The 25,998-nt window shown below is 62.3% G+C and carries 20 protein-coding genes; 6 read left to right on the plus strand and 14 right to left on the minus strand.

Translation table 11 applies throughout. From position 1 onward, the window contains the following. Nucleotides 1–13 precede the first annotated feature (13 nt). The 5 genes from BLW71_RS20280 to BLW71_RS20300 all read right to left on the minus strand — a co-directional run bounded on the left by BLW71_RS20280 (nucleotide 14) and on the right by BLW71_RS20300 (nucleotide 5,200). Nucleotides 14–526, minus strand: coding sequence for a cupin domain-containing protein (locus tag BLW71_RS20280; protein ID WP_091799656.1), 513 nt, complete (start codon nucleotides 524–526; stop codon nucleotides 14–16). A 190-nt stretch (nucleotides 527–716) separates the two neighbouring features. Then, nucleotides 717–2,822 (minus strand): elongation factor G, encoded by a 2,106-nt coding sequence (fusA, locus tag BLW71_RS20285; RefSeq protein ID WP_091799660.1) that lies wholly within the window; start codon nucleotides 2,820–2,822, stop codon nucleotides 717–719. A 481-nt stretch (nucleotides 2,823–3,303) separates the two neighbouring features. After that, nucleotides 3,304–3,822 (minus strand): DUF192 domain-containing protein, encoded by a 519-nt coding sequence (locus BLW71_RS20290; RefSeq protein ID WP_091799663.1) that lies wholly within the window; start codon nucleotides 3,820–3,822, stop codon nucleotides 3,304–3,306. Nucleotides 3,823–3,967: 145 nt separating this feature from the next. Further along, the gene (locus BLW71_RS20295) at nucleotides 3,968–4,162 is read right to left on the minus strand and encodes a hypothetical protein (RefSeq protein ID WP_011489640.1); all 195 of its coding nucleotides are present in this window, start codon (nucleotides 4,160–4,162) and stop codon (nucleotides 3,968–3,970) included. Between the two features lie 468 nt (nucleotides 4,163–4,630). Next, on the minus strand, nucleotides 4,631–5,200 hold the full coding sequence (locus BLW71_RS20300; protein ID WP_091799667.1) for a pseudouridine synthase: 570 nt from the start codon (nucleotides 5,198–5,200) through the stop codon (nucleotides 4,631–4,633). Between the two features lie 331 nt (nucleotides 5,201–5,531). Here BLW71_RS20300 and icd point away from each other — a divergent pair, with 331 nt between their 5' ends. Beyond that, nucleotides 5,532–6,788, plus strand: coding sequence for an NADP-dependent isocitrate dehydrogenase (gene icd, locus BLW71_RS20305; protein WP_091799670.1), 1,257 nt, complete (start codon nucleotides 5,532–5,534; stop codon nucleotides 6,786–6,788). A 286-nt stretch (nucleotides 6,789–7,074) separates the two neighbouring features. Here the strand turns inward: icd and BLW71_RS20310 are convergent, their stop codons facing one another. Further along, nucleotides 7,075–7,281, minus strand: a complete 207-nt coding sequence (locus BLW71_RS20310) for a cold-shock protein (RefSeq protein ID WP_007180614.1) — start codon at nucleotides 7,279–7,281, stop codon at nucleotides 7,075–7,077. Between the two features lie 549 nt (nucleotides 7,282–7,830). On the opposite strand from BLW71_RS20310, the gene clpS reads away from it, so the two are divergent. Together clpS and clpA are read left to right on the plus strand one after the other, a co-directional pair. Then, on the plus strand, nucleotides 7,831–8,145 hold the full coding sequence (gene clpS, locus BLW71_RS20315; protein WP_006050100.1) for an ATP-dependent Clp protease adapter ClpS: 315 nt from the start codon (nucleotides 7,831–7,833) through the stop codon (nucleotides 8,143–8,145). Next, nucleotides 8,142–10,439, plus strand: a complete 2,298-nt coding sequence (clpA, locus tag BLW71_RS20320; RefSeq protein WP_011489636.1) for an ATP-dependent Clp protease ATP-binding subunit ClpA — start codon at nucleotides 8,142–8,144, stop codon at nucleotides 10,437–10,439. The genes clpS and clpA overlap by 4 nt, the downstream gene beginning before the upstream one ends. A gap of 66 nt (nucleotides 10,440–10,505) precedes the next feature. Here the strand turns inward: clpA and BLW71_RS20325 are convergent, their stop codons facing one another. The 8 genes from BLW71_RS20325 to BLW71_RS20360 form a co-directional block, all read right to left on the minus strand. Continuing rightward, nucleotides 10,506–13,016 carry a hypothetical protein gene (locus BLW71_RS20325; RefSeq protein ID WP_091799673.1) on the minus strand — a complete coding sequence of 837 codons (2,511 nt, stop codon included), beginning with the start codon at nucleotides 13,014–13,016 and terminating at the stop codon, nucleotides 10,506–10,508. Nucleotides 13,017–13,252: 236 nt separating this feature from the next. Next, nucleotides 13,253–14,788, minus strand: a complete 1,536-nt coding sequence (locus BLW71_RS20330) for a transposase (protein ID WP_091799676.1) — start codon at nucleotides 14,786–14,788, stop codon at nucleotides 13,253–13,255. A 266-nt stretch (nucleotides 14,789–15,054) separates the two neighbouring features. Beyond that, a complete protein-coding gene (gene dut / locus BLW71_RS20335) occupies nucleotides 15,055–15,501 on the minus strand; it encodes a dUTP diphosphatase (RefSeq protein ID WP_091799679.1) in 447 nt (148 codons plus the stop codon). A 13-nt stretch (nucleotides 15,502–15,514) separates the two neighbouring features. After that, the gene (locus tag BLW71_RS20340) at nucleotides 15,515–16,534 is read right to left on the minus strand and encodes an LLM class flavin-dependent oxidoreductase (protein ID WP_091799686.1); all 1,020 of its coding nucleotides are present in this window, start codon (nucleotides 16,532–16,534) and stop codon (nucleotides 15,515–15,517) included. Between the two features lie 74 nt (nucleotides 16,535–16,608). Beyond that, complete coding sequence (gene coaBC / locus BLW71_RS20345; protein WP_091799689.1) at nucleotides 16,609–17,823, minus strand: bifunctional phosphopantothenoylcysteine decarboxylase/phosphopantothenate--cysteine ligase CoaBC; 1,215 nt, start codon at nucleotides 17,821–17,823, stop codon at nucleotides 16,609–16,611. Between the two features lie 113 nt (nucleotides 17,824–17,936). Continuing rightward, nucleotides 17,937–18,446, minus strand: a complete 510-nt coding sequence (gene lspA / locus BLW71_RS20350) for a signal peptidase II (RefSeq protein WP_091801052.1) — start codon at nucleotides 18,444–18,446, stop codon at nucleotides 17,937–17,939. Nucleotides 18,447–18,457: 11 nt separating this feature from the next. Continuing rightward, nucleotides 18,458–21,295 carry an isoleucine--tRNA ligase gene (ileS, locus tag BLW71_RS20355; protein ID WP_091799691.1) on the minus strand — a complete coding sequence of 946 codons (2,838 nt, stop codon included), beginning with the start codon at nucleotides 21,293–21,295 and terminating at the stop codon, nucleotides 18,458–18,460. Nucleotides 21,296–21,463: 168 nt separating this feature from the next. Beyond that, the gene (locus BLW71_RS20360) at nucleotides 21,464–22,459 is read right to left on the minus strand and encodes a bifunctional riboflavin kinase/FAD synthetase (RefSeq protein WP_091799693.1); all 996 of its coding nucleotides are present in this window, start codon (nucleotides 22,457–22,459) and stop codon (nucleotides 21,464–21,466) included. A gap of 117 nt (nucleotides 22,460–22,576) precedes the next feature. Here BLW71_RS20360 and purN point away from each other — a divergent pair, with 117 nt between their 5' ends. The 3 genes from purN (at nucleotide 22,577) to BLW71_RS20375 (ending at nucleotide 25,915) form a co-directional block, all read left to right on the plus strand. Further along, nucleotides 22,577–23,230 (plus strand): phosphoribosylglycinamide formyltransferase, encoded by a 654-nt coding sequence (gene purN, locus BLW71_RS20365; protein WP_091799696.1) that lies wholly within the window; start codon nucleotides 22,577–22,579, stop codon nucleotides 23,228–23,230. Further along, nucleotides 23,227–24,486, plus strand: a complete 1,260-nt coding sequence (locus BLW71_RS20370; RefSeq protein ID WP_091799699.1) for an RsmB/NOP family class I SAM-dependent RNA methyltransferase — start codon at nucleotides 23,227–23,229, stop codon at nucleotides 24,484–24,486. Before purN ends, BLW71_RS20370 begins: the two co-directional genes overlap by 4 nt. 73 nt (nucleotides 24,487–24,559) lie before the next feature. Next, nucleotides 24,560–25,915, plus strand: coding sequence for a mechanosensitive ion channel family protein (locus BLW71_RS20375; RefSeq protein WP_091799702.1), 1,356 nt, complete (start codon nucleotides 24,560–24,562; stop codon nucleotides 25,913–25,915). Nucleotides 25,916–25,998: the final 83 nt, after the last annotated feature.

The raw sequence follows: 25,998 nt of genomic DNA on the forward strand, positions 1-25,998 counted from the left end.
GCGTGGGCAGGAGTTAATGATCGTGCGGATGCTTGTGAATCGGATCGACCCAGAACACGGTCTCGGGCTGTTCCACCGCGTCGATGTTCAGGTTGACCACCACCGCTTCGTTATCGCTGCGCACCAGCACGCATTCGAGCGGGTCGTCGGTACTCGCGTTGATCTCCTGATGCGGCACATACGGCGGCACGAAGATGAAGTCGCCGGGGCCGGCTTCGGCAGTGAACTCCAGATGCTCGCCCCAACGCATGCGCGCCTGGCCGCGCACCACGTAGATCACGCTTTCGAGCGCGCCATGATGATGCGCGCCGGTCTTCGCATTCGGATGGATCGTCACGGTGCCGGCCCAGATCTTCTGCGCGCCGACGCGCGCGGCATTGATGGCCGCCGCGCGATTCATGCCCGGCGTTTGCGCCGTGTTGGTATCGAGCTGATCGCCCCTGATGACCTTCACGCCGTGCTCGCGCCAATCGGGTGTGGCCGGCGGCACGTCTTTGTAATGCGGATGTTCGTGATCCTGACTCATGATGTGTCTCCTCGTGAGCGTATGTCCCGGCGTTCGGCACGGCGCCATCCGGCATTTTTGCACGTTCAAAAACGTGTGTGTGAAGAAGCCCTGCGTGCGGTGCAGTGGACGAAAAAAAGCCCGTCCACAGGGGACGGGCTTCCAGCCGTTGGCGTGCGACGCCTTCGCGGTAGAGAGCTTGGTAGAGAGCTTACTTGTGCTTCGCGTTGATCACGGCTTCAGCGACGTTGTTCGGCGTTTCCGCATAGTGCTTGAACTCCATCGTGTAAGTCGCGCGGCCTTGCGTCGCGGAGCGCAGCGACGTGGAGTAACCGAACATCTCCGCGAGCGGCACTTCGGCGCGCACCAGCTTGCCGCCGCCGCCGGCGATGTCTTCCATGCCTTGCACCATGCCGCGACGGCTCGACAGATCGCCCATTACGTTGCCCATGAAGTCTTCCGGCGTTTCCACTTCGACGGCCATCATCGGTTCGAGCAGCACGGGCTTGGCCTTGCGCATCGCTTCCTTGAAGGCCATCGAGCCGGCCATGCGGAACGCGTTTTCGTTCGAGTCCACGTCGTGGTACGAACCGAAGGTCAGCGTCACCTTCACGTCGACCACCGGATAGCCCGCCAGCACGCCGGCCTTCAGCGTTTCCTGAATGCCCTTGTCCACGGCCGGAATGAATTCGCGCGGAATCACGCCGCCCTTGATGGCGTCGACGAATTCGTAGCCCTTGCCTTGCGCCGCCGGCTCCAACGTAATCACCGCGTGGCCGTATTGACCGCGGCCGCCCGACTGTTTGACGAACTTGCCTTCGACATCTTCGGCCTTGTTGCGCACCGTCTCGCGATACGCGACCTGCGGCTTGCCGACGGTGGCCTCCACGCCGAATTCGCGCTTCATCCGGTCGACCAGAATTTCCAGGTGCAACTCACCCATGCCCGAGATGATCGTCTGGCCGGATTCTTCGTCCGTTTGCACGCGGAACGACGGGTCTTCCTGAGCAAGACGGTTCAGCGCGATGCCCATCTTTTCCTGGTCGACCTTGGTCTTCGGCTCGACGGCCTGCGAGATCACCGGCTCCGGGAAGATCATCTTTTCGAGGATGATCACGTTGTTCGGATCGCACAGCGTGTCGCCCGTGGTCGCTTCCTTCAGGCCGACGGCCGCGGCGATGTCGCCCGCGTAGACTTCCTTGATTTCCTTGCGCTCGTTGGCGTGCATCTGCAGGATCCGGCCAAGGCGTTCCTTCTTTTCCTTGATCGCGTTGTAGACCGTGTCGCCCGAATTCACCACGCCCGAATAGACGCGGAAGAAAATCAGCTGGCCGACGAACGGGTCGGTCATGATCTTGAAGGCGAGCGCCGAGAACGGATCGGTGTCGTTCGGATGACGCTCGATCTCGTTGTCGTGTTCGTCGTGCCCGGTGATCGCGGGCACGTCCACCGGTGAGGGCAGATAGTCGATCACCGCGTCGAGCATGGCCTGCACGCCCTTGTTCTTGAACGCGCTGCCGCACAGCATCGGCACGATTTCGTTCGCGATGGTGCGCGCGCGGATCGCCTGCTTGATTTCCTCTTCGGTCAGCGTTTCGCCGCCGAGGTATTTATCGAGCAGTTCCTCATTCGCTTCGGCCGCGGCCTCGACCATCTTGTCGTGCCATTCTTTTGCGGTCGCCGCGAGTTCCGGCGGAATATCGCGGTACTCGAACTTGATGCCCTGGTTTTCTTCGTCCCAGAAGATCGCCTTCATCTTGACCAGATCGACCACGCCCTGGAAGTGTTCTTCCGCGCCGATCGGAATCTGGATGGGCACCGCGACGCCCTTCAGGCGGTCGCCGATCTGCCGCTGCACGCGGAAGAAGTCCGCACCCACGCGGTCCATCTTGTTGACGAACGCGATGCGCGGCACCTTGTACTTGTTCGCCTGACGCCACACGGTTTCCGACTGCGGTTGCACGCCGCCGACCGAGTCGTACACCATGCACGCGCCGTCGAGCACGCGCATGGAGCGCTCCACTTCGATCGTGAAGTCGACGTGTCCCGGGGTGTCGATGATGTTGATCCGGTGTTCCGGATAGTTGCCGGCCATGCCCTTCCAGAAAGCGGTGGTGGCCGCCGACGTGATGGTGATGCCGCGCTCCTGCTCCTGTTCCATCCAGTCCATCGTTGCCGCACCGTCGTGAACCTCGCCGATCTTGTGGGTCACGCCGGTGTAGAACAGGATGCGTTCAGTGGTGGTGGTTTTGCCGGCATCGATGTGAGCGCTGATGCCGATATTCCGGTAGCGCTCGATGGGAGTCTTGCGGGGCACGTGAACCTCCTTGGAATGGCGCGCCTGAAACGCTTGCCGGGCAGCAGTCTGTGCTGTCCGGGGAGCCTTGGATGCTGCTTTACTAAGATTACTAGGATAGCGCGTCGGCCCGTCTTTTGCAGGAATCTCGCCGGTCGGGCGCGAACGCCCGCTGGCAAGGCTTCGGGCTGCCTGAGCCAGGCGCGGCGGTGCGACGCGAGACGCCGCCATGCGGGGCGATATGGCCAAGCGACGCGATACGGCGAGACGACGCGATATGGCGCAGACGACGCGATATGGCGCAGACGACGCGATATGGCGGTGCGACGCGATACGGGCAGCCGGCGCGGTATGGCACCGCGACGCAGCATCGCAACGCCCCGATGCCGCGGCGCGGCAACAAAAAAGCCGGCGCCTCATGACAAGGCACCGGCTTCCGGAAAGCGGTATGACGAAACGGCAGCGGGAACGCTCGCGAATAATCGCGCGCTGCCGGCGCGTCTTATTGCGCGGCGGGCAGGCCCTGGATTTTCATCCCCGGTTTGATGCCCTTCGACGTGAACCAGCCCTTGCTCATCTCCAACGCATACACGCCATTGTTCTTCGGGCAGTGATTGTTGGTGGTCTCGGCCTGCATCTCGTCGATATCGGTGACCGTGCCGTCGGCGCGCATGAACGCAATCGACAGCGGGATCAACGTGTTCTTCATCCAGAAGCAGTGCACGGCGTTTTCGTTGAAGACGAACAGCATGCCTTCGTTCGGCGCGAGGCTCGTGCGATACATGAGGCCTTGCTCGCGGTCCGCGTCGTTCGCGGCGACAGCGGCGTCGATCACGAACATGCCCGCGGTCAGCTTCGCGCGGGGAAATTCGCTCGGCTGTTTCGCGCCGGCCGGCATTTGCTGCGCGTGAGCAGGCGCGGCAGTGGTCGCAACCAATGTGAGCGAGGCGGACAACGCGGCGAGCGGCAGTGCAACGGCAACAGCGAAACGCGCAATCAACGAGCGCATGGGAAATCGCACGGCATGACTCCTTGCTGGAAATTAACCCGCGAATGTTACGCGAGCGCGTCAAAAACAAAAAGGCAGATCGCCTTGCGGTGATCTGCCTTTCAACGCCGTAAGAACGGCAATGAAGCTAGTTCTTGACTGCGTTTTTACAACAAACTTACTCCGAAGCGCCCGAAGCTGCAGCAGCTGCTGCTGCCTTCTTGTGCGACTTCTTGTGAGCGTGCTTCGTGGTCTTCTTTGCCGACGAAGCTGCTGCTGCCGGAGCTGCCGAAGCTGCTGCCGGTGCCGAAGCTTGTGCGAATGCTGCCGTTGCGAAGAGACCAGCGACCAGAGCGGCGATCAGTTTGTTCATTTTGTGAATCCTCAGCTTTAGTTAATTAACCAAATGACCCGGTTATATATGGAGTCATGTCGGTAAACGTGCCATCCACCTTTCGGTTGACAGCCGTATCGAACAAATTTTCGACACGTCTGCGTTAGCGCTCAGACTCCCAGCACTTACCGCAAGAGCGGCTTGCACAAAGGCCCTTAAGGCTGAATGCCGGATAGCTTCGGGCGGCATCTGCGTCGAATAACGCCTGAGCTCGCGCACCGGTTGACGCAAATTTTGTGGAAAACTTATATGCCGATGGATTGATTCAAATCACGTGCGGCAGCGTTGCCGCATTCGCGATTGTTTCACGCTTTTTTGCGGTGGTTTCACGCGTTATTTTGTTTGCGGATACAACGAGTTAGCGGTTTCAAGCCGAAGGTGAAGCGCAGCGTGAAACGAGAGTGTGGCGCATTGTCGAGCAGCACCCGGCCATGCGCGTGCGCATGATCACGCCATGCCTTCCCACGGCGCCTTCAGCGGCAATTCGACGCTTTCGCCCGGTTGCAGTCCCAGGGAGAACACGTCGAGCGCGCCAATGCCCACGCGCACGAGGCGCAAGGTCGGGAACCCCACGGCGGCAGTCATGCGACGCACCTGGCGATTCTTGCCTTCGGTGATCGACAGTTCGATCCATGTGGTCGGTATCGCGGCGCGATAACGAATCGGCGGCGTGCGCGTCCAGAGCTTGTCAGTCGGCTCCACGTATTCGGCACGACAGGGCCGCGTGACGTAATCGCCGAGATCGACGCCGCGTGCGAGCTTCTTGAGCGTGGCTGCATCGACCGCGCCTTCCACTTGCGCCCAATAACGTTTGACGAGTTTGTGACGCGGTTCCGCGATGCGCGCTTGCAAAGCGCCGTCGTCGGTGAGAAGCAGCAGACCTTCGCTATCGGAGTCGAGCCGGCCCGCCGGATAGACGTTGGGCACCTTGACCCAGTCGGCCAGCGACGCGCGCGTTTCGTGCGGCGAAAACTGACAAATCGTGCCGAACGGTTTGTTCAGGGCGAGAAGGCGCATAGTGGTGAAATAAGAGGTACGAGACGCCGGGGCGGCGGGCGAGGCCGCTGCGCCTCGAGCGGTGCCGGACCGATAGTAAATGGCGGGATAATAAAGCATAATGCCCCGTGACACGTTCCTTGTCTTATATAAGACATAAGACTCGCAGCTCACCGGCCCGCGTTCGTGCATGTTGGAAAACCCCGAGCCGTTGCGGGCTCGGCGTGGCGGTTGCGTGGGCTAGAATAGCGGCCAGGCCGCTTGCCGGCGTGCGGCATTGCGCGTAGCGAGGAGCGCCCCGTTTTCGCAGTCTCCCATCAGCTTTCAGCACAGCCTTCACTGGAGTCCGATCATGTCGTATCAGCACATCAAGGTTCCGACCGGTGGTGACAAGATCACCGTCAATCCCGATTTCTCGCTCAACGTGTCGGACCAGCCGATCATTCCGTACATTGAAGGCGACGGTACCGGCCTCGACATCACGCCGGTCATGCTAAAGGTCGTGGACGCCGCGGTGGAAAAAGCATACGCGGGCAAGCGAAAGATCCACTGGATGGAAATCTACGCCGGCGAGAAGTCGACCAAGGTGTACGGTCCGGACGTGTGGCTTCCCGAAGAGACACTGCAGGTGCTCAAGGAATACGTCGTTTCGATCAAGGGCCCGCTCACCACGCCGGTGGGCGGTGGCATCCGCTCGCTGAACGTCGCGCTGCGCCAGGAACTGGACCTGTACGTGTGCTTGCGGCCGGTGCAGTATTTCAAGGGCGTGCCTTCGCCGGTGCGTGAGCCGGAGAAGACCAACATGGTGATCTTCCGCGAGAACTCGGAAGACATCTACGCGGGCATCGAGTGGCCGGCTGAATCCGAACAGGCGAAGAAGGTCATCAAGTTCCTGCGCGAAGAAATGGGCGTGAAGAAGATCCGCTTCCCGGAAACGTCGGGGATCGGCATCAAGCCGGTGTCGCGTGAAGGTACGGAGCGTCTGGTGCGCAAGGCGATCCAGTACGCGATCGACAACGATCGCCGCTCGGTCACCTTGGTGCACAAGGGCAACATCATGAAGTTCACCGAAGGCGCGTTCCGCGACTACGGTTATGCGCTGGCGCAAAAAGAGTTTGCAGCGGAACTGATCGACGGCGGCCCGTGGATGAAGATCAAGAATCCGAAGACCGGTGGCGACATCGTTCTGAAGGACGTGATCGCCGACGCGTTCCTGCAGCAGATCCTGCTGCGTCCGGCTGAATACGACGTGATCGCCACGCTGAACCTGAATGGCGACTATGTGTCGGATGCGTTGGCCGCGCAGGTCGGCGGTATCGGTATCGCGCCTGGGGCGAACATGTCCGATTCGGTCGCGATGTTCGAAGCCACGCACGGCACCGCGCCGAAATACGCCGGCAAGGACTACGTGAACCCAGGCTCGGAAATCCTCTCGGCGGAAATGATGCTGCGCCATCTCGGCTGGACTGAGGCGGCGGATCTGATCATCAAGTCGATGGAAAAATCGATTCTGCAAAAACGCGTCACATACGACTTCGCGCGCTTGATGGAAGGCGCCACGCAGGTGTCGTGTTCCGGCTTTGGTCAGGTGCTGATCGAGAATCTGTAAGCGGTTCGCGTTAGCCTGACCCGGTTCTAACTTCCAACCCCGGCGCCGCAAGGCGGCCGGGGTTGTTTGTTTTTGGCTCGCGCAGGGTTGCGCGCGTGAGCGTTTGCGATGCCGCATTGGTCCGGCGCGAGGCGCCTCAGTCGACAGCAGACCGAACGATTACCCGATATATGGGACGTGCGTGCGCCGAGCTCAACCCGAGGACAACCAGCCCAGTCAGAATGCGACGCTCAAAAAAAGAAACCCGGCACGAAGCCGGGTTTCAAAGGACGGGAATCGACCAGATTCAGGCAGGTGCCTGGATGTTCGATGCCTGTTTGCCTTTCGGGCCTTGCACGACCTCGAAGGTTACCTTTTGGCCTTCCTTGAGGGTCTTGAACCCATTCATCTGGATGGCCGAGAAGTGTGCAAACAGATCCTCGCCGCCTTCGTCAGGCGTGATGAATCCGAAACCTTTTGCGTCATTGAACCATTTGACCGTACCAGTTGCCATTCCAACTTCCCCTGTAACTCATGTCACTACCACGAGCCCTCGAAAAGCTCGACGACCGCGCGATGCAGCCGCTCCCTCCTCACAAGCTCACCATCGGCATTTTTTCGAAATTATGGCTTGGTGAAAAAAGTGCCAGCTTGATTGTTGAGGCTCTTTATTCGGGTGTCAAGAAAATTTTGAGATGCCGTTGCCGCGTTGCAAACAGGCACTTTCCAGGGTTTTTCCCGCTTTCGTTATGTGCGGTTGCGCAAGCGGGCTGTCTTGAAAAGTCGCATAATCGACTCACATGCTGTTCAGCGGGTTGCCCCGGTGCCAACGAGGCCGGGCGAGCTCTCAGCCAGCTACGGCAGGTTGTGCGATACTCGATCCGACTGCGGCGCAGCACGGCCGCAAGCATCACAGGATAGGGGCCGGCTCCGCAATCGGCTCGTCGATTTAACGCACGCTCGAGGGGGGAATCACCCATCAGGCGGTCGCGAACGGGCTCACGGCCAGTCGGCCGGGTTTTGACAGGATTGCGGGCCTGTCCTAGTTGTTTAGAATGGGTGTATGGCGATTATCCCGGACAAGCAGGACGGCACCGTACTGGAGCGGCAGGAGAAAAAGCTCAAGCCGCCATCCATGTACAAGGTGGTGCTGCTGAATGACGACTTCACGCCAATGGAATTTGTCGTGATGATCGTGCAGGAATACTTCAATAAAGATCGTGAAACCGCAACGCAGGTTATGTTGAAGGTGCATCGCGAAGGCAGGGGAGTTTGTGGGGTCTATACGCGGGACATCGCGTCGACCAAAGTCGAGCAAGTCGTTACCCACGCACGGCAGGCCGGGCATCCGCTGCAGTGTGTGATGGAGGAAGCATGATTGCCCAGGAACTGGAAGTCAGCCTGCACATGGCGTTCATGGAAGCACGCCAGGCGCGGCACGAGTTCATAACGGTCGAACATCTTTTGCTGGCACTGTTGGACAATCCGACAGCGGCGGAGGTGTTGCGTGCATGCGCGGCCAATATCGAGGATCTGCGCCAGAACCTGCGCAACTTCATTCATGACAACACGCCGACCGTGCCTGGCACGGACGACGTCGACACGCAGCCCACGCTGGGTTTCCAGCGTGTGATCCAGCGCGCGATCATGCATGTTCAGTCCACCTCGAATGGCAAGAAGGAAGTGACCGGCGCCAACGTGCTGGTCGCGATCTTCGGCGAGAAGGATTCGCACGCGGTGTACTACCTGCAACAGCAGGGCGTGACGCGTCTGGACGTGGTCAATTTCATCTCGCACGGCATCGCCAAGACGAGCAGCACGGACGCCGCGAAAGCGAGCGACGCGAATGCCGAGTCCGACGAAGCCGCCGCGCAGAAGGAAACTCCGCTCGCGCAGTTCACCCAGAATCTGAACCAGATGGCGAAAGACGGCCGCATCGATCCGCTGATCGGGCGCGAGTCGGAAGTCGAGCGTGTGGTCCAGGTGCTGTGCCGTCGCCGCAAGAACAATCCGCTGCTGGTGGGTGAGGCGGGCGTCGGCAAGACCGCGATCGCCGAGGGCCTCGCGTGGCGAATTACGCGCGGCGAAGTGCCGGACATTCTGGCGGATGCGCAGGTGTATTCGCTCGACATGGGCGCGCTGCTCGCCGGCACCAAGTATCGCGGCGACTTCGAACAGCGCCTGAAGACGGTCCTCAAGGAATTGAAGGAACGTCCGCACGCCATCCTGTTCATCGACGAAATTCATACGCTGATCGGCGCGGGCGCTGCGTCGGGCGGCACGCTGGACGCGTCGAACCTGCTGAAGCCGGCGTTGTCGTCGGGCACGCTGAAGTGCATCGGTGCAACCACGTTCACGGAATATCGCGGCATCTTCGAAAAAGACGCGGCTTTGTCGCGCCGTTTCCAGAAGGTCGACGTGACCGAACCGACCGTCGAACAGACGGTGGCGATCCTGCGTGGCCTGAAGTCGCGTTTCGAAGAGCATCACGGCGTGAAGTATTCGTCGGGCGCGCTGTCGGCGGCGGCTGAGTTGTCGGCACGCTTCATCACGGATCGTCATCTGCCGGACAAGGCGATCGACGTGATCGACGAAGCGGGCGCGGCGCAACGCATCCTGCCGAAGTCGAAGCAGAAGAAGACCATCGGCAAGAACGAGATCGAGGAAATCATCTCGAAGATCGCCCGTGTCCCGCCGCAAAGCGTGTCGCAAGACGATCGCAGCAAGCTGCAAACGCTGGATCGCGATCTGAAGAGCGTGGTGTTCGGGCAAGACCCGGCCATCGACGCGTTGTCGGCTGCGATCAAGATGGCGCGTGCGGGTCTCGGCAAGCTGGACAAGCCGATCGGTGCGTTCCTGTTCTCCGGCCCCACCGGCGTTGGCAAGACGGAAGTGGCGAAGCAGCTGGCGTTCACGCTGGGCATTGAGCTGATCCGCTTCGACATGTCCGAATATATGGAACGTCATGCGGTCAGCCGGTTGATCGGTGCGCCGCCGGGCTATGTCGGTTTTGACCAGGGTGGTCTGCTGACCGAGGCTGTCACGAAGAAGCCGCATTGCGTGCTGCTGCTCGACGAAATCGAGAAGGCGCATCCGGACATCTACAACGTGCTGCTGCAGGTCATGGACCACGGCACGCTGACGGACAACAACGGCCGCAAGGCGGATTTCCGCAACGTCATCATCATCATGACGACGAATGCGGGAGCCGAGGCGATGGGCAAGTCGGTGATCGGCTTCACGAATCGTCGGGAAACCGGCGACGAAATGGTCGACATCAAGCGCATGTTCACGCCTGAGTTCCGTAACCGTCTGGATGCGGTGATCAGCTTCCGCTCGCTCGATGAGGAAATCATCATGCGCGTGGTCGACAAGTTCCTGATGCAGCTGGAAGATCAGTTGCACGAGAAGAAGGTCGACGCGCTCTTCACCGATGCGCTGCGCAAGCATCTCGCCAAGCACGGTTTCGACCCGCTCATGGGCGCGCGGCCAATGCAGCGTCTGATTCAGGACACGATCCGTCGTGCGTTGGCCGACGAACTGCTGTTCGGCAAGCTGATGAACGGCGGTCGCGTGACGGTCGACGTGGATGCGGAAGACAAGGTGCAGTTGACCTTCGACGAACATCCGGCGCCGCGCAATCCGAACCCGGAAGCGGTGGAAGTCGAATAGACGCATACGCGGTAGTACTAAAAAACGGCGTGGACCTCAAGTCCACGCCGTTTTTTTTGGCCGATGCTATTGATCGAAACTAACTGGACTGTTCATGTAGGCGTTCAGTTTGTCTCGTGCCCACGCCTCGGGGTTGCCGATTGCCGAGACGATGCCGGTTGTTGCGCCACCGCCCAGCAGGACGGTGAAAATGCCGCGCAACGGAAAGTCGCCATACATTGGATTCGAAATGTCGAACGGTTCGGAGCGCAGGAACATATCCTCTGCGGTAGCGCCCATGGATTGCTGGAACACCGATGGGAATGTCAACGCCAGAATGGTTGGATGTACGTTCCGGTAGTCGGAGCCGATTGCCGGATCGCCGAGCAGGCAACTGCCGCCGGTTCCCCAATGTTGGGAGTCGAAATCTGCCGCGACCGGGTCGGTCGTGTTCGGAATGCGGCTCGCGGGGATCTGCCACGGCATGACCGGCACTTTGAGTGCGCGGCTAACCGTCTTGCAGAAGTCGAAATAGCGTTGCCATTCGCGTGGGCCATAGCAATAGCCGTTCACGTACGCGCGTTGTGTGAAATCGTCGGCTTCGTAGCGGTCGATCGCGAGGAAGTCGGGAGCGTACGGCCCGTCGTACACGCCGAGGCTGGCGACATAGTCGGCCGTTTGCTGTGCCATTTGCGACGTTATATCGGTATCCTCATAGATCCACTCCGAGTAGCCGACGCCCCAGAGATTGATCTGCCAGCCGAAAGTTACGCTTGGCGCCACCGTGCGCGTCAGCCAGTTCACGGCGAGGACGTAGCCGGCGATGTCTTCGGTGATATTGCCGGGAATCTCCAGTGAGAGCGACCAATGGTCGAGCGCGGTTTGCAGCGGCCCGCGCACCGGCATCGAGTAGGTCGGGCCGAAGTTGGCCTGCTCGCACGCACCGAGAAAGTCTGGGTTCACGATGAAGCCTGCCGGAACCGGGTGCTCGTCGTCGATCGACTCGGTCGCAATGTTCAGCGCCAGGATGTAGTTCGCGAAGCTGTGCGCGTGAGCGTCGGCGTTCGCGAGGATTCCCGGCGTATTGCCGAGCGACAGGTTACAGGTGTACGACACCATCACCGGCAGCACGGGCTGAATGCTGTCCAGTTGCGCTTCGACGTTGCGGGCGAGGGTGATCGTCGTGCGCGTTTGGACGTCGTCGGCCAGGTAGACGTTCGAGTCGCCGGCGCCGTCTGTGCCGGCGTAATCGAAAAGCGATGTCGCACGCGCCGCGGCAAAGTCCGCCAGATTGCTCGGCTGCAAATCGGCGCAACCGCCGAAGCACAGGTACGCTGGGAAACCACGCACGCGGAGGTTCGCGGATGCATCGACGCTCACGTCGAGTTCAACTTTGCCGCCACCGCTCACGGCTAATTGCGCTGGCGCGTTGACGGCATACACGATGCCCGCCGACAGGAAGTCGCTGGTCTCCACCGTGTAGTGGCCCGACTGCACGAGCGCCGAGAAAGCGGTCTGCTGCGACTTGACGGTGACCGTCTGCAGGTAATTCATATGGCTGCCGATCAGGCGTAAGTCGATCTCACGATCGAGCGGCTGTTCGGCCGTGATCTTGATCGCTACCTTGACGTATCCCGACGTGTTGACGGGCTTGCTCGTCACCATGGAATCGTTGATGCTCACCTTCTGCAGTGCGTTCGTCAGCGTGATATCCGGCACCTTGAACGAGTAGTTGACATCGTTCAGCGCGACGTTCTGTAGCGAAACACGCGCGGTGCCCGAGGGCGGCAACTTGCGCAGCGACGTCACGCTGTTGGTCTTTGCATCGAATGCGGCGAGCGTGTTGCCGGTCTTACTGTCGATCAGCGTGACGCTGAGCGTTTCGCTCGACAGACCGGTGAGCGAACCGATCGAAATATCGAGCGCGCAATAGCGTTCGACCGGCCCGAAGGTCGCTTCAATCGTCGAGGTATTGCCGGCTGCGACTTCAACCGAGGTAGGATGGATGACAAGCGGCGCGACGACAGTCTCATCGTCAGTACAGACACTGTCACAGCTCACCGAATAGACGCCTTGTTGCAGACTCGCAGTGACGCTCTCGCCATAGCTTAGCGGCAAGGTGGAGACCATGCTGCCTTGGGCGAGCGTGAGAACGGGCGTCACGCTCGCGAGAGCCTGGTCCGGCGCCGTTGCGCACGCGGCGGACACCGTGCCGAAGATGGTCGGCGCCTGATCGGCCGCGAACACGAATGAATCGAGCCAGGTGTGCGGATCGGCAACAAGATTGCCGTTGATACCAATAGTGATCTGATCGGGCGGCTGCATCGTATATGACGTCGTGAACGCCATCTTCACAGTCACGTTGAAGTCGCTGTCGCCGACTTGCGACGCTTCCACGGTAGTCGCGCCGACCACCCAATTGATGAACTGAGGCTGGATGGCCGTGGCGTCCACGTTGGCCGGCGAATGGAAGTTGAATGCAAGGTACTGGTTGACGCTGACTGCGCTGCCATCTTCATAGCGCAGGTTGGAGACGATGATCGTGCCATACCATTCATTGGCACCCGGGCCGACGATTGCATCATATTCGATCTTCATACTGGCTCCATTCAGGCTTATCCGGCGAGCACTGATTGATCGCCGGGGTGGGCGAAGAAAGAGCTGTCCGGAAGAGTAACTATCCGCACCACGCTGACTATGATAGGGATAGCTAAGTAAATCCATAAATTGAAAGCACTACTCGTGACGCGAACCTCCTTTATCTGGTTTTGATGGAACTGGGAAGCGCAAGCGTGAGGTGGCCGACAATGAATCAGTGAACCTAAAAACCGCAGTTACCCGGTTGCGATCGCAGCGATCGGTGTGCGTTGCAGCGGCGCAGATGCGGTGATGCGTGCGCAGATGTAGCGCAGCAACACGCGCCAGCGGTCGAGCTTCGGGAACTGCTCCGCAAAGCGCGCGACGTGGCCCAGAGCCGCACGAACGTTGGCGACCAGCGATTTGATCGTGTCGACCTTCGCATGCAACGGCGTGAGGTATAGCTGCGTCTGTCCGGCGTGGCTGGCCATCGTGCCGACCGCCGCCAGCAGCAGCGGCCGGCTTGTCACCGCTTCGAGCCGTGCGCCTGGATGGGCGGCCCGACAGTACCAGCTCCACCAGTTGTACACCAGCGCGCCGGCCCGTGCCGTCGTCTGGCAGCGGGCGATGTCCTGCGTGGTGAAGCCGCCCAGTCCCCACTGGTTCTTCAGTTCGTCGAAGCCGTTTTCGCAGTCGCAGCGATCCCGATACAGCTGGGCGATCGCCTCCAGCGGATAGCCGATGTCGGTCACTAGCACCGTGTATTCCCACATCGGATCGGCATCGAGCACGGCATCTTCGGCCAGCGTCAGCCTGAGTTGCCCGCTGGTATCGTGGCTCTCGCGGGCCAGTGCGCCGCGAATGCGCCGGCGCACGATCACGACGCGCCGCTTCGCCGACCACCCCGTGAGCTGCAGATGATCTTCGACCACCTGGCAACCCTGTGTATCGGGCCGGCTCCAGTCACTGCGACCGAACTGTCGCGCGATCAGCCGCTGAACGTTCTTCGTCTGGCGCAACCTCAGCAGGTACGGTTGCTGTCGTTGCTCGAGTTCCACCAGAATGCCTTCGTTGCCATAGCCGCAATCGCCGCGCACTATCGCCGGACGCCGGCTACCCAGTTCGTCGAGCAGTCGTGCCAGCCCGGCCTTCGCATGCGCCGATGTGTGCTGCTTGCCCGGACTGACCTGCACATCAAGCACCAGCCGAAGGTTGCCAACCCAGTACGTGTGCAGGACATGGCTCGGGCGCCCCGGCTTGTGCGGGTTGTAGCCGATCTCCGCGCCTTCCTGTCGTCCGTACAGCGGCTTGATGCTCGCGTCGATGTCCATGATCCACGGTTGCTCCAGCGCGTCGCGCACGCTGCCCATGAGCGCCGGGCACAGCCACGCCGCGCTCGCAGTCTCATCGATGCGCGACAGCGCCCTGCGCAGCGCATCTTCACTGACGATCCGGTCCATGCCCAGCGCCTGCGCTGCGACTCCATCCCCGCGTAACGACGTGACGTGCGCATACCGCCGGTGGCCTGCCAGGATCGCCAGCAACAAGGTGCCCAGTACATCCCGCTTGCCCGGCGCATTGCCGCTGCGGTATTCGAGCGGGCAGGCTCGTACCCATTCGTCAAACACGCCTGCAGCGCGCAGGAATTCCGTGAAGAACACCATCTGGCCATTGGGCGTGGCCTGCGATGATCCGTCCCAGCACACGTGCATCCGACCGCCCAGCGTATCGACCACCATCGGCTCAACAGCCCGCTCCAGCGCGGCTATCTGCCCGTTTTCTGTCTCACCCATCTGGTGAGTATGCCAATTTTGCAGAGAGCCGCATCCATAGCGCTTCTCCGACGGTTCCGTTAGCCCCAACTGCGGTTTTTAGGGTGAATGTGGCCGGATAGATCGTTGCTGCTGGTGGTTGATTTATAGGTGGGGGGCGTGAAGGTCCAAATCGGATAACTCCGAATTTGATTCGCGCCGCAGAAAGGCGCGAGGAAGGCTTGAGGCGGGGGAGAGAGAGTCGTGCTGGACCGGGCTAAGCCAGCACGGCTTTAGGGAAATCTAGCTTAATGCTTGCCCGTGCTGCCGAAACCGCCAGCGCCACGCTCGCTGGTTTCGAAGTCGTCGACGATATTGAACTCCGCTTGCACGACGGGCACGATCACCAGTTGCGCGAGGCGCTCCATCGGATTCAGCACGAACGTGCTCTCGCCACGGTTCCATGTCGAGATCATCAGTTGACCTTGGTAATCCGAATCGATCAACCCGACGAGATTGCCTAGCACGATTCCGTGCTTATGACCCAATCCCGAGCGCGGCAGAATCAATGCGGCATAGCCGGGATCGCCGACGTGAATGGCCAGACCCGTCGGCACTAGCGCGGTTTCACCGGGTTTGAGCGTCAACGGTTCGTCGAGGCACGCGCGCAGGTCGAGGCCCGCGCTACCGGTGGTGGCGTAAGCCGGGAGCTGGTCGCGCATGCGCGCGTCGAGGATTTTCAGGTCGAGTTTCATGCAGGTTCGAAGGTTACGGAGTGGAGGCCGCGCGTTCGAGCTGGAACGCTTCGGCAAGAAGTTCATAGGAACGCAGTCGGGCGCGATAGCTGCCCGCAACGGTGAGCACGATCAGCTCGTCGGCTTCGAACTGTTCCTGGAGCGCATGGAGCCGTTCGGTGACGGTTCCCGGCGTGCCGATGATACTGCGCGGTTTTTCGCGCGAGATGACCAGCTGCTCGCGCTCGCCATACTCCTGCGTGATGCCCTGTTCGATCGACGGAATCGGCTCGTTCAGACCGTAGGCCATTTGCACGCGGCGCAGATCAACGGCTTTTTCCAGGTCCGAGGCTTCCTGCTCGGTGTCCGCGCAGATCACGAACACGGCGGCCGCCAGATACGGTTGCTGTATGCCCTGGCCGGCCTTGAAGCGCTCGCGATAGGCATGCGCGACCTGATGCCCGAAGTGCGCGTTGATGAAGTGCGCAAACGCAAACGGAATGCCGAGTTGCGCCGCCAGCAGTCCGCCGAATTCGCTCGACCCGAGCATCCATACTTGCGGGCGCGTATCGATTTGCGGCTGCAGCAGTACGCCGTTGGCAATGTGATCGTCGGGCAACGTGCCGTTCATCAGGCCGATCAGATCGGCCACTTGCTGCGGAAAAATATCGCCGCGATTGTAGTCGCCGGCAGCGACCGCTTGCGCGGTGCGCATGTCGCCGCCCGGCGCGCGCCCCACGCCCAGATCGATACGATTGGGGAACAACGCCTCGAGCATCATGAATTGCTCGGCGACCTTGAACGGGCTGTAGTACGGCAGCATCACGCCGCCGGAGCCCAGCCGGATGCGCGTCGTTACACTGCCGAGGCGCGCCAGCATGACTTCGGGGCAGGGGTTCGACACGCCACGCAGGCCGTGATGTTCGGCGCACCAGTAACGTGTGTAGCCGAGGTCGTCGGCGAGTTGCGCGAGTTCGACCGTGGCGGCAATCGCGTCCGCCACCGAGTGCCCGGCGATCACCGGCGTTTGATCGAGTACGGATAGTCGCGTCATGTCAGTACCGCTCCAGATGATTCAATTCGCTACCGCGACTCCCGGCGACCGCACTGACGTGCCGCTGGAATGGCTCAGCGAATCAGACTTGTGTCGGGCAGACGCTTCGCGATTTCCGCGATCAGGGCGCGCGCGAGCGTCTGCTTGTCGGCGCGCGGCAGTTTGGTCACGCCACTTGCTTCGAACAGGATCACCTCGTTGTCGTCGAGGCCGAAAGTCAGCGGGCCGAGATTGCCGATCAGCAGCGGCACGTTCTTGCGCACGCGCTTTTCTTCGCCGTGGACTTCGAGGTCGCCGCTTTCCGCGGCAAAGCCGACCGCGAACGGCGGATGAGGCAGTTTGGCCACCGAGGCCAGAATGTCCGGATTTTCGACGAAAGCGAAGCTCGGCAGCGCACGATCCGCCGTTTTCTTGATCTTGTGCTCGCTGGCGTGATCGACGCGCCAGTCGGCCACCGCGGCCACGCCGATGAAGATATCGGCATCCGCGACCGAGTGCATGACCGCGTCGTGCATCTGCTGGGCGGTTTGTACGTCCTGACGGAACACGCCCCAAGGCGTTTCCAGTGCGACCGGGCCGGCCACCAGATGCACGTCGGCGCCGGCCTGCTGCGCGGCACGCGCCAGCGCAAAGCCCATCTTGCCGCTGGAGCGGTTGGTGATGCCGCGTACCGGATCAAGCGGTTCGAACGTCGGGCCGGCGGTCAGCAGCACGCGCCGGCCAGCCAGGATTTTCGGTGCGAAGAACGAGGCGATGGCTTCGTAAGTGGCGGCCGCTTCGAGCATGCGCCCGTCGCCGGTTTCGCCGCACGCTTGCGGGCCGGAATCGGGGCCGAGCACTTCGACCCCGTCCGCGCGCAATTGCGCGACGTTGCGCTGCGTCGCCGGGTTCTGCCACATCTGCCGGTTCATGGCCGGCACGACCAGCAGCGGACAATCGCGGGCCACGCACAGCGTCGCCAGCAGGTCGTCGGCCATGCCGTGCGCGAGTTTGGCGAGGAAGTCGGTAGAGGCGGGCGCGATCACGATCGCATCGGCTTCACGCGAGAGATCGATGTGCGCCATGTTGTTCGGCACGCGCGCGTCCCACTGGCTCGTGTAGACCGGGCGGCCGGACAGCGCCTGCATGGTGACGGGCGTGATGAACTGCGTGGCCGCTTCGGTCATGACGACCTGCACGGTCGCGCCGGCCTTGGTCAACAGACGCGTGAGTTCGGCGATCTTGTAGCAGGCAATACCGCCCGTCATGCCGAGGACGAGGTGTTTTCCTGCGAGTTCTGCGGTTGCCAACAAAAGCCTCCGACAAAGCGTGGTGGCGGTCAGCGGGGCGGGGCGTTGCATCCCCGCCGCCGCGCCTTTCAAGCCGTACTGGTGCGCGAGCCTGAGCGCTAGCGCCTGCTGTCCTAGCGCGCGCTGCCGCGTACGCGCCGCAGTTCGTCGAGCACGAGCAGCACCGCGCCGACCGTGATCGCGCTGTCGGCGAGATTGAACGCCGGCCAGTGCCACGTGCGTACGTGGAAATCGAGGAAGTCGATCACGTGGCCGTACGCGAGCCGATCGATCACGTTGCCGAGCGCACCGCCGAGAATCAGCGCAAGCGCCGTGCAGAACATCTTCTGGCCGCCGTGACGCTTGAGCAGGTAGCAGATCACCAGCGCGGCCACCACGCCGAGCGCGGTGAACGCCCAGCGTTGCCAGCCGCCCGCCATGGCGAGGAAGCTGAATGCCGCGCCGCGGTTGTACACGAGGATCAGGTTGAAAAACGACGTGACCTCATGCGCGACACCGTAGGCGAACACCTTCTGGACCGCGATTTTCGTCAACTGATCGAACAGGATGACGATCAGCGCGACCCCGAGCCAGGGCGCCAGCGAGCCGTTTGCAGCAGATGTTTTCGACGCGGTTTTCGACATGGTTCTCGCCATTATGCCGCGCTCCTGGTTTCACCGTTGCCGAACAGATTGCTGAAGCAGCGGCCGCACAGCGTGGGGTGTTCGGCGTTCGCGCCGACGTCCGCGCGGTAATGCCAGCAGCGTTCGCACTTCAGATACTTCGAGGCGATGACCTCGACGCCTTCTTCCGCTTCGCTGCCGACCATCGCGACGTTCGCCGCCGAGGTGATCAGCACGAACTTCAGGTCGTCGCCGAGGCTCGTGAGCGCGTCGTAACGCGCGCCGCTCGCGCGAATTTCCACTTCCGCCTGCAACGACGAACCGATCAGGTTCGCCACGCGCGCTTCTTCCAGCGCCTTGGTCACGTCGCTACGGGCGGCGCGCAGGAGCGTCCACTTGTCGAGCAGCGCGCCGGCGTCCGGCACGGCCGGGAACGCGTGATACGTTTCGGTGAAGATCGTCTCGCTGTTCGGCTCGAAGATCTTCCACGCTTCTTCCGCGGTGAACGACAGGAACGGTGCCATCAGACGCAGCAGGCCGTGCGCGATGTGATACAGCGCGGTCTGTGCCGAACGGCGCGCCACGGAGTCCGCGGCGGTCGTGTACAGACGGTCTTTCAGCACGTCCAGATAGAAGCCGCCGAGGTCTTCCGAGCAGAACGTCTGCAGCTTGGCGACCACCGGGTGGAACTCGTACTTCTCATAGTGCGAGAGGATGTCGTTTTGCAGATTCGCCGACAGCGCCACCGCATAGCGATCGATCTCCAGCCAGTCTTCGACCGGACGCGCGTTCTTCTCGAAGTCGAAGTCCGACAGGTTCGCGAGCAGGAAGCGCAGCGTGTTGCGGATGCGGCGATAGCCTTCGGTCACGCGCTTCAGGATTTCTTCCGAGATCGCCAGTTCGCCCGAATAGTCGGTCGAGGCGATCCACAGGCGGATGATTTCCGCGCCGAGGCGGTTCGCCACTTCATGCGGATCGATACCGTTGCCGAGCGACTTGCTCATCTTGCGGCCTTCGCCGTCCACGGTGAAGCCGTGCGTGAGCAGCGCGTTGTACGGCGGACGGCCGTCGAGCATCGAGGCGGTCAACAGCGACGAGTGGAACCAGCCGCGATGCTGGTCCGAGCCTTCCAGATACAGGTCGGCCGGGAATTGCAGTTCGTCTTTATGCGAGCCGCGCAGCACGTGCCAGTGCGTGGTGCCCGAATCGAACCATACGTCCAGCGTGTCGCGGTTCTTCTCGTACATGTTGGCGTCGTCGCCGAGCAGCTCGCGCGAGTCGAGCGATTGCCACGCTTCGATGCCGGCCTTCTCGACGCGTTGCGCGACTTCTTCGAGCAATTCCAGCGTACGCGGATGCAGTTCGCCGGTTTCCTTGTGCACGAAGAACGCCATCGGCACGCCCCATTGGCGTTGGCGCGACAGCGTCCAGTCCGGGCGATTCGCGATCATGCTGAACAGGCGCTGCTTGCCCCACGCCGGATAGAACGCGGTGTTCTCGATGCCTTCGAGCGCGGTTTCGCGCAGCGTCTTGTCGGTATCGTTCGGCTTCACATCCATACCCGCGAACCATTGCGACGTGGCGCGGTAGATGATCGGCGTCTTGTGACGCCAGCAGTGCATGTAGCTGTGCGTGTACTTCTCGGTGCGCATCAGCGAGCCCGCGCCTTGCAGCGCTTCGACGATCTGCGGATTGGCCGCCCAGATCGACAGGCCGCCGAACAGCGCGAGCGATTCGATATAGCGGCCGTCGCCCATTACCGGATTGATGATGTCCGAGTCCGCCATGCCGTGCGCCTTGCACGACACGAAGTCTTCCACACCGTATGCCGGCGACGAGTGGACGACACCCGTGCCGGTTTCGGTCGTCACGTAGTCGCCGAGATAGACCGGTGCGGTGCGCTTGTAACCCGGGTGCGCGGAGGCGAGCGGGTGATTGAAGCGCAGATTGACTAGCTTCGCGCCCGGCGTGGTGGCGACGATCGTGCCTTCCAGACCATACAGTTTCAGGCAGGCTTCAACGCGCTCTTCGGCGAGGATCAGCAGGCCGCGCGGCGTGTCGACCAGCGCGTAGACGATTTCCGGATGCAGGTTCAGCGCCTGGTTCGCGGGGATGGTCCACGGCGTGGTGGTCCAGATCACGATGCCGCCTTCGTTGCGCGGCAGCGCGTTCAGGCCGAACGCTTGCGCGGTCTTTTCCGGCTCGGCGAAGCTGAATAGCACGTCGATGGTCGGATCGGTCTTGTCCTTGTACTCGACTTCCGCTTCGGCGAGCGCCGAGCCGCAGTCGAAACACCAGTTCACCGGCTTCAGGCCGCGGAACACGTAGCCTTTTTCCAAGATCTTCGCGAGCGCGCGGATTTCGCCGGCTTCGTTCGTGAAGTTCATGGTCTTGTACGGATTGTCCCAGTCGCCGAGCACGCCGAGGCGCCGGAAGCCGACCTTCTGCTTCTCGATCTGCTCGGTCGCGTAGGCACGCGCCTTCTGCATGACTTCAGCGGCCGGCAGCGACTTGCCGAACTGCTTTTCGATCTGGATTTCGATCGGCATGCCGTGGCAGTCCCAGCCCGGCACGTAGACCGCGTCGAAGCCCGCCAGATTACGCGCCTTGACGATCATGTCCTTGAGGATCTTGTTCACCGCGTGGCCGAGGTGGATGTCGCCGTTTGCATACGGCGGGCCGTCGTGCAGGATGAACTTCTTGCGGCCCTTGCTGGCGGCACGGATCTTCTCGTAGACCTTGCGCTCCTGCCATTCCTTGACCCATTGCGGCTCGCGCTTGGGGAGGTCGCCGCGCATCGGGAACGGCGTGTCGAGCAGGTTGACCGGGTAGCGTGACTGCGGTTTCGAATCGGCTTTCTTGTTGCTCATGATGAGGTCGCGGTGAATTCTTTCTATGCGCGCCAAGGCGCGGAATGCGCACGATGCGCGAGGGCGTTGGGCGCGCCCGGCAGGCATGTCGCGTGATTCACGGACGCCCTTCGATGCGCGCGGCGAGGGTACCCTGGGCACTCGGTGCGCCCGCGGGTACCGCGGCGGCTATCTAATTCGGTCAGTGGCCGAGGTGGCGAAGCCGGTAGAACGGCTGCCCGGCGTGCCCGCGCCGACGGCCGCGAACCACGCGCGGGCGTTGACGACGTCGCGCTTGATGGCAGCGGTCAGCGTTTCGAGGTCGACGTACTTTTCCTCGTCGCGCAGCTTCTTCAGAAATTCGACGCGCACGAGTTTGCCATAAGCGTCGCCATGCCAGTCGAGCAGATGGACTTCGAGCAGCACGCGGCCGGAATCGTCGACCGTGGGACGCAGGCCGAGACTCGCGACGCCCGGCAGCGGTTCGTCCGCCACGCCATGCACGCGCACCACGAAAATGCCCATGAGCGCCGGGCGCTTGTGGGCGATCGCCAGGTTCAGCGTGGGGAAGCCGAGATCGCGGCCGAGCTTCATGCCGTGCACGACGTGGCCGCTGATCACATAGTCACGGCCCAGCGCGGCGCGCGCCGAGTCGAGGTCGCCCGCCACCAGCGACGCGCGTACGCCCGAGCTGGAAATGCGCGCGCCCGACGGATCGGCCACCGTGGCCATCTGTTCGACTTCAAAACCGTGTTGCTGCCCCGCGGCCTTGAGCGATGCGAAGTCGCCAGCGCGTTTTGCGCCGTAGCGGAAGTCGTCGCCGATCATCACCCAGCGCGCATGCAGCCCGTTGACGATGATCCGCTCGACGAACGCGTCCGGCGACTGGCTCGCGAACGTGTGATTGAAGTGCTCGACCACCACCCGGTCGACGCCGTTGGTGCGCAGTGCCTCGAGCTTGTCGCGCAGCATGGCGATACGCGGCGGCGCGCCCGCCGGGTTGAAGAATTCGCGCGGGTGCGGTTCGAAGGTCATCACGCAGACGGGCAGGCCGCGCGCATCGGCAGCCGCCCGCACATGGGCGAGCAAAGCCTGATGGCCGCGGTGGACACCGTCGAAGTTGCCGATGGTCAGTGCGCAGGGCGCACGGCTTTCAGCATTGGGAAGACCGCGGAAGACTCTCACGATAGCGGGTTTGAGGTGACGCGGCCGGGGTGCCGCAAAACAAACGATTATAAACGTTCAGCGCAGTGGACGGCGGCGCGTCACGGTTTCGGTGTCCCCGAATGATAAAATCCGCGGATGAAAAAACTCGTCATCCTGATTTCCGGACGGGGAAGCAACATGGAAGCCATCGTTCGAGCCTGCTCGGACGAGGCTTGGCCCGCACAAGTCGCCGCCGTGATTGCCAACCGTCCTGATGCCGCGGGCCTTGCGTTCGCGGCGTCGCACGGCATTGCCACGGCGGTGGTCGACCACCGCCAGTTTCCCGATCGCGACAGCTTCGACGCCGAGCTGGCCCAGCAAATCGACAGCTTCGCGCCCGATCTGGTGGTGCTCGCCGGTTTCATGCGCGTGCTGACAGCCGGTTTCGTCGACCGCTACGCCGGGCGCATGCTGAATGTGCATCCGTCGCTGCTGCCGAGCTTTCCGGGTCTGAAAACCCATCAGCAGGCGCTCGACGCGGGCGTGCGGCTGCACGGCGCGTCCGTGCATTTTGTCACGTCGCAACTGGATCACGGGCCGATCGTCGTGCAGTCGGCGGTTCCCGTCGAAACCGGCGACACGCCCGCCACGCTCGCCGAGCGCGTGCTGGCAACCGAACACATCATTTATCCACGCGCGGTGCGCTGGTTCGTCGAAGGGCGCCTTGCTCTGAACGGCCTGCGTGTCACGCTTACGCCGCCGGAGCCGCAATGGCTCTTTGCCGGTCACACCGCCGGAGAGGGCGCATGAGATTGCATGGTTTTCTGATTGGACAAACTGAGACTTTGTTGGCTGAAGTCCTGAAATTCACCGGCCCGGCCGACGCCACCACGAGCCGCTTCTTCCGCGCTCACCCGAAGCTCGGGCACGGCGAACGCGGCGTGATCGCCGAGGCGGTTTTCGCGGTGCTGCGCCGCCGGATGGAATTCGCCCATCTGGCGGAGAGCGGCGCCGGCAGCCCGGCGCGCCGCATGGCTTTGCTCGGCCTGATGCAGACGGCGGGGCGCACGGCGCTCAAGCCTTTCGTGTCGGAGTCCGAGTCGAAATGGCTCGAACACGTCGCGAAGATCGACCCTGAAAGCCTGCCGCTGCGGATTCGCCTGAATCTGCCCGACTGGATCTATCAGGCGCTCAGCAAGCGTTTCGAACCCGATGAGCTGGCGCAACTGGCCGCGGCGCTGAACTATCCGGCGCCGCTGGATTTGCGCTCGAACCCGATCAAGGCGAGCCGCGACGACGTGCTCAACGCGCTGTCGAAGGCGGGCATCGAGGCCGGCCCGACGCCGTTCGCACCATTCGGCGTGCGCGTGGTCGGCAAGCCGCCGCTCACCAAGCTCGACGCGTTCCAGCATGGCTGGGTCGAAGTGCAGGACGAAGGCAGCCAGCTGCTGTGCTCGCTGGTCGCGCCCAAACGCGGCGAGATGATCGTCGACTTCTGCGCGGGCGCGGGCGGCAAGACGCTCGCGCTGGGCGCGGCGATGCGCTCCACCGGGCGGCTCTATGCGTTCGATATTTCCGAGCGGCGTCTCGCCAAGCTCAAGCCGCGCCTCGCGCGCAGCGGCTTGTCGAATGTGAACCCCGTGCTGATCGACAGTGAACACGACGCCAAGATCAAGCGTCTTGCGGGCAAGATCGACCGCGTGCTGGTCGACGCGCCGTGCAGCGGCCTCGGCACGCTGCGCCGCAACCCCGACCTGAAGTGGCGCCAGTCGCCGGAATCGGTGGCCGAGCTGGCGCCGAAGCAGGCGTCGATCCTGGCGAGCGCCGCCCGGCTGGTGAAGAAGGGCGGCCGCCTGGTCTACGCGACCTGCTCGATTCTGGAAGCCGAAAACGAAGCGGTGGTGCAGCAGTTCCTCGCCGATCATCCGGATTTCGCTCTGGTGCCCGCGCGCGACGTGCTGGCCGAGCAGCGCATCGATCTGGAAATGGGCGATTACCTTTCCATGTGGCCGCACCGCCACGCAACGGACGGTTTCTTCGCCGCCGTGCTGGAACGCCAGAGCTAAGCAAGAGGCTTTTGCCGGCGCTCGCGGGTTCGTTTCCTGAACCCGGCAGGGCGTCGGCGAGTTCAGCGACATCATGCAAAACCGTCTTTTTCCTCATATGTTCAGCGACCTCGCGCGCGACTTCGGTCAGCCGGTCATGCTGTGGCAAGTCGGCGTCCTGCTCGGGACGCTGGCAATCGCGTGGCTGCTCGCCCGCCTGCTACGCCGCGCGCTGGATCTGCGTCGCCAGACGCGTTACCAGACCTTGCGCTTCGGCGCGGAAAGCCTGAACCGCGCCTTTTTTCCGTTGATTGGCGCGAGCCTCGTCTGGCTCGCGCGCTCGATCACCGGGCAGTTCATGCACACTGCGCTGCTCGATCTGGCCCTGGTGCCGCTGTTCGGCATCGGCTTGATTTACATTGTGTTTTTCTTCGCGCGGCGGGTTTTCAGCCATGACGGCGAGACTCACCCTTGGCTCTTCCTCGTCGAGAAGATCGTCTCGCTGATCGTGTGGGTCGGCATGGTGCTCACGGTCATGGGCATTCAGGACGACGTGATCGCGTGGATGGGGAGCGTTCAGTTCCGCGTCGCCAACGCGCACATGACGCTGCTCTCGCTCATCACGGGCCTGCTGTGGGTATGCGTGACGATGATCGTGGCGATGTGGCTCGGATCCGCGTTCGAAGACCGCCTGATGCGCTCGAAAACGCTCGACGCCAATCTGAAAGTGGTGGTGGCGCGGGTGGGCCGGGCGGCGTTCGTGCTGGCGGCTGTGCTGATCAGTCTGTCGCTGGTCGGCATCGATATTACCGTGCTGGGCGTGTTCGGCGGCGCGCTGGGTGTTGGGCTGGGCTTCGGTCTGCAGAAGATCGCCAGCAACTACGTGTCGGGATTCATCATCCTGATCGACCGGTCCCTGCGCATTGGCGACACGATCAACGTGAGCGGCCTGCAGGGCATGGTCACGCAGATCCGCACACGCTACACCGTGGTGCGTGGGCTCGACGGCATCGAAACCTTGATCCCGAACGAGAAACTGATTACCGACGTGGTGCAGAACCAGTCGTCATATCTGACGCGCGGCTACGCGAAGGTGGCCGTGCAGGTCGCGTACACGTGCAATGTCGAGCAGGCGATGGCGCTGCTCGCGCAGGCCGCCGCCGACGTGCCGCGGGTGCTGCAGGAGCCGGCGCCGACCCCGTATCTGGCGAGTTTCGGCGCGGACGGCATCAACCTCGAACTGGGTTTCTGGATCGAGGACGCTGCCACCGGGACCTCGGGCGTGCGCTCGGCCATCAATCGCAATATCTGGCGTCTGTTCTCCGAGCACGACATCTCGATTCCGTTCGCTCAGCGCGAAGTGCGAATCGTCGGCAACGTGCGCGACGGCATGCCGCATCCGGTAACAATGACCGCCCCATCGGTCGATCAGGCGGGCAGCACCTACTGACGGGCACTTCGAGCGCGCCGCCGGGTCCCGGAGAGACCTTGGGGGCGCGGCTTCTGTTGACGCTGCACAAAAAATCCCTATTT

This window comes from Burkholderia sp. WP9 (assembly GCF_900104795.1).
Classification (GTDB): Bacteria; Pseudomonadota; Gammaproteobacteria; order Burkholderiales; family Burkholderiaceae; genus Paraburkholderia.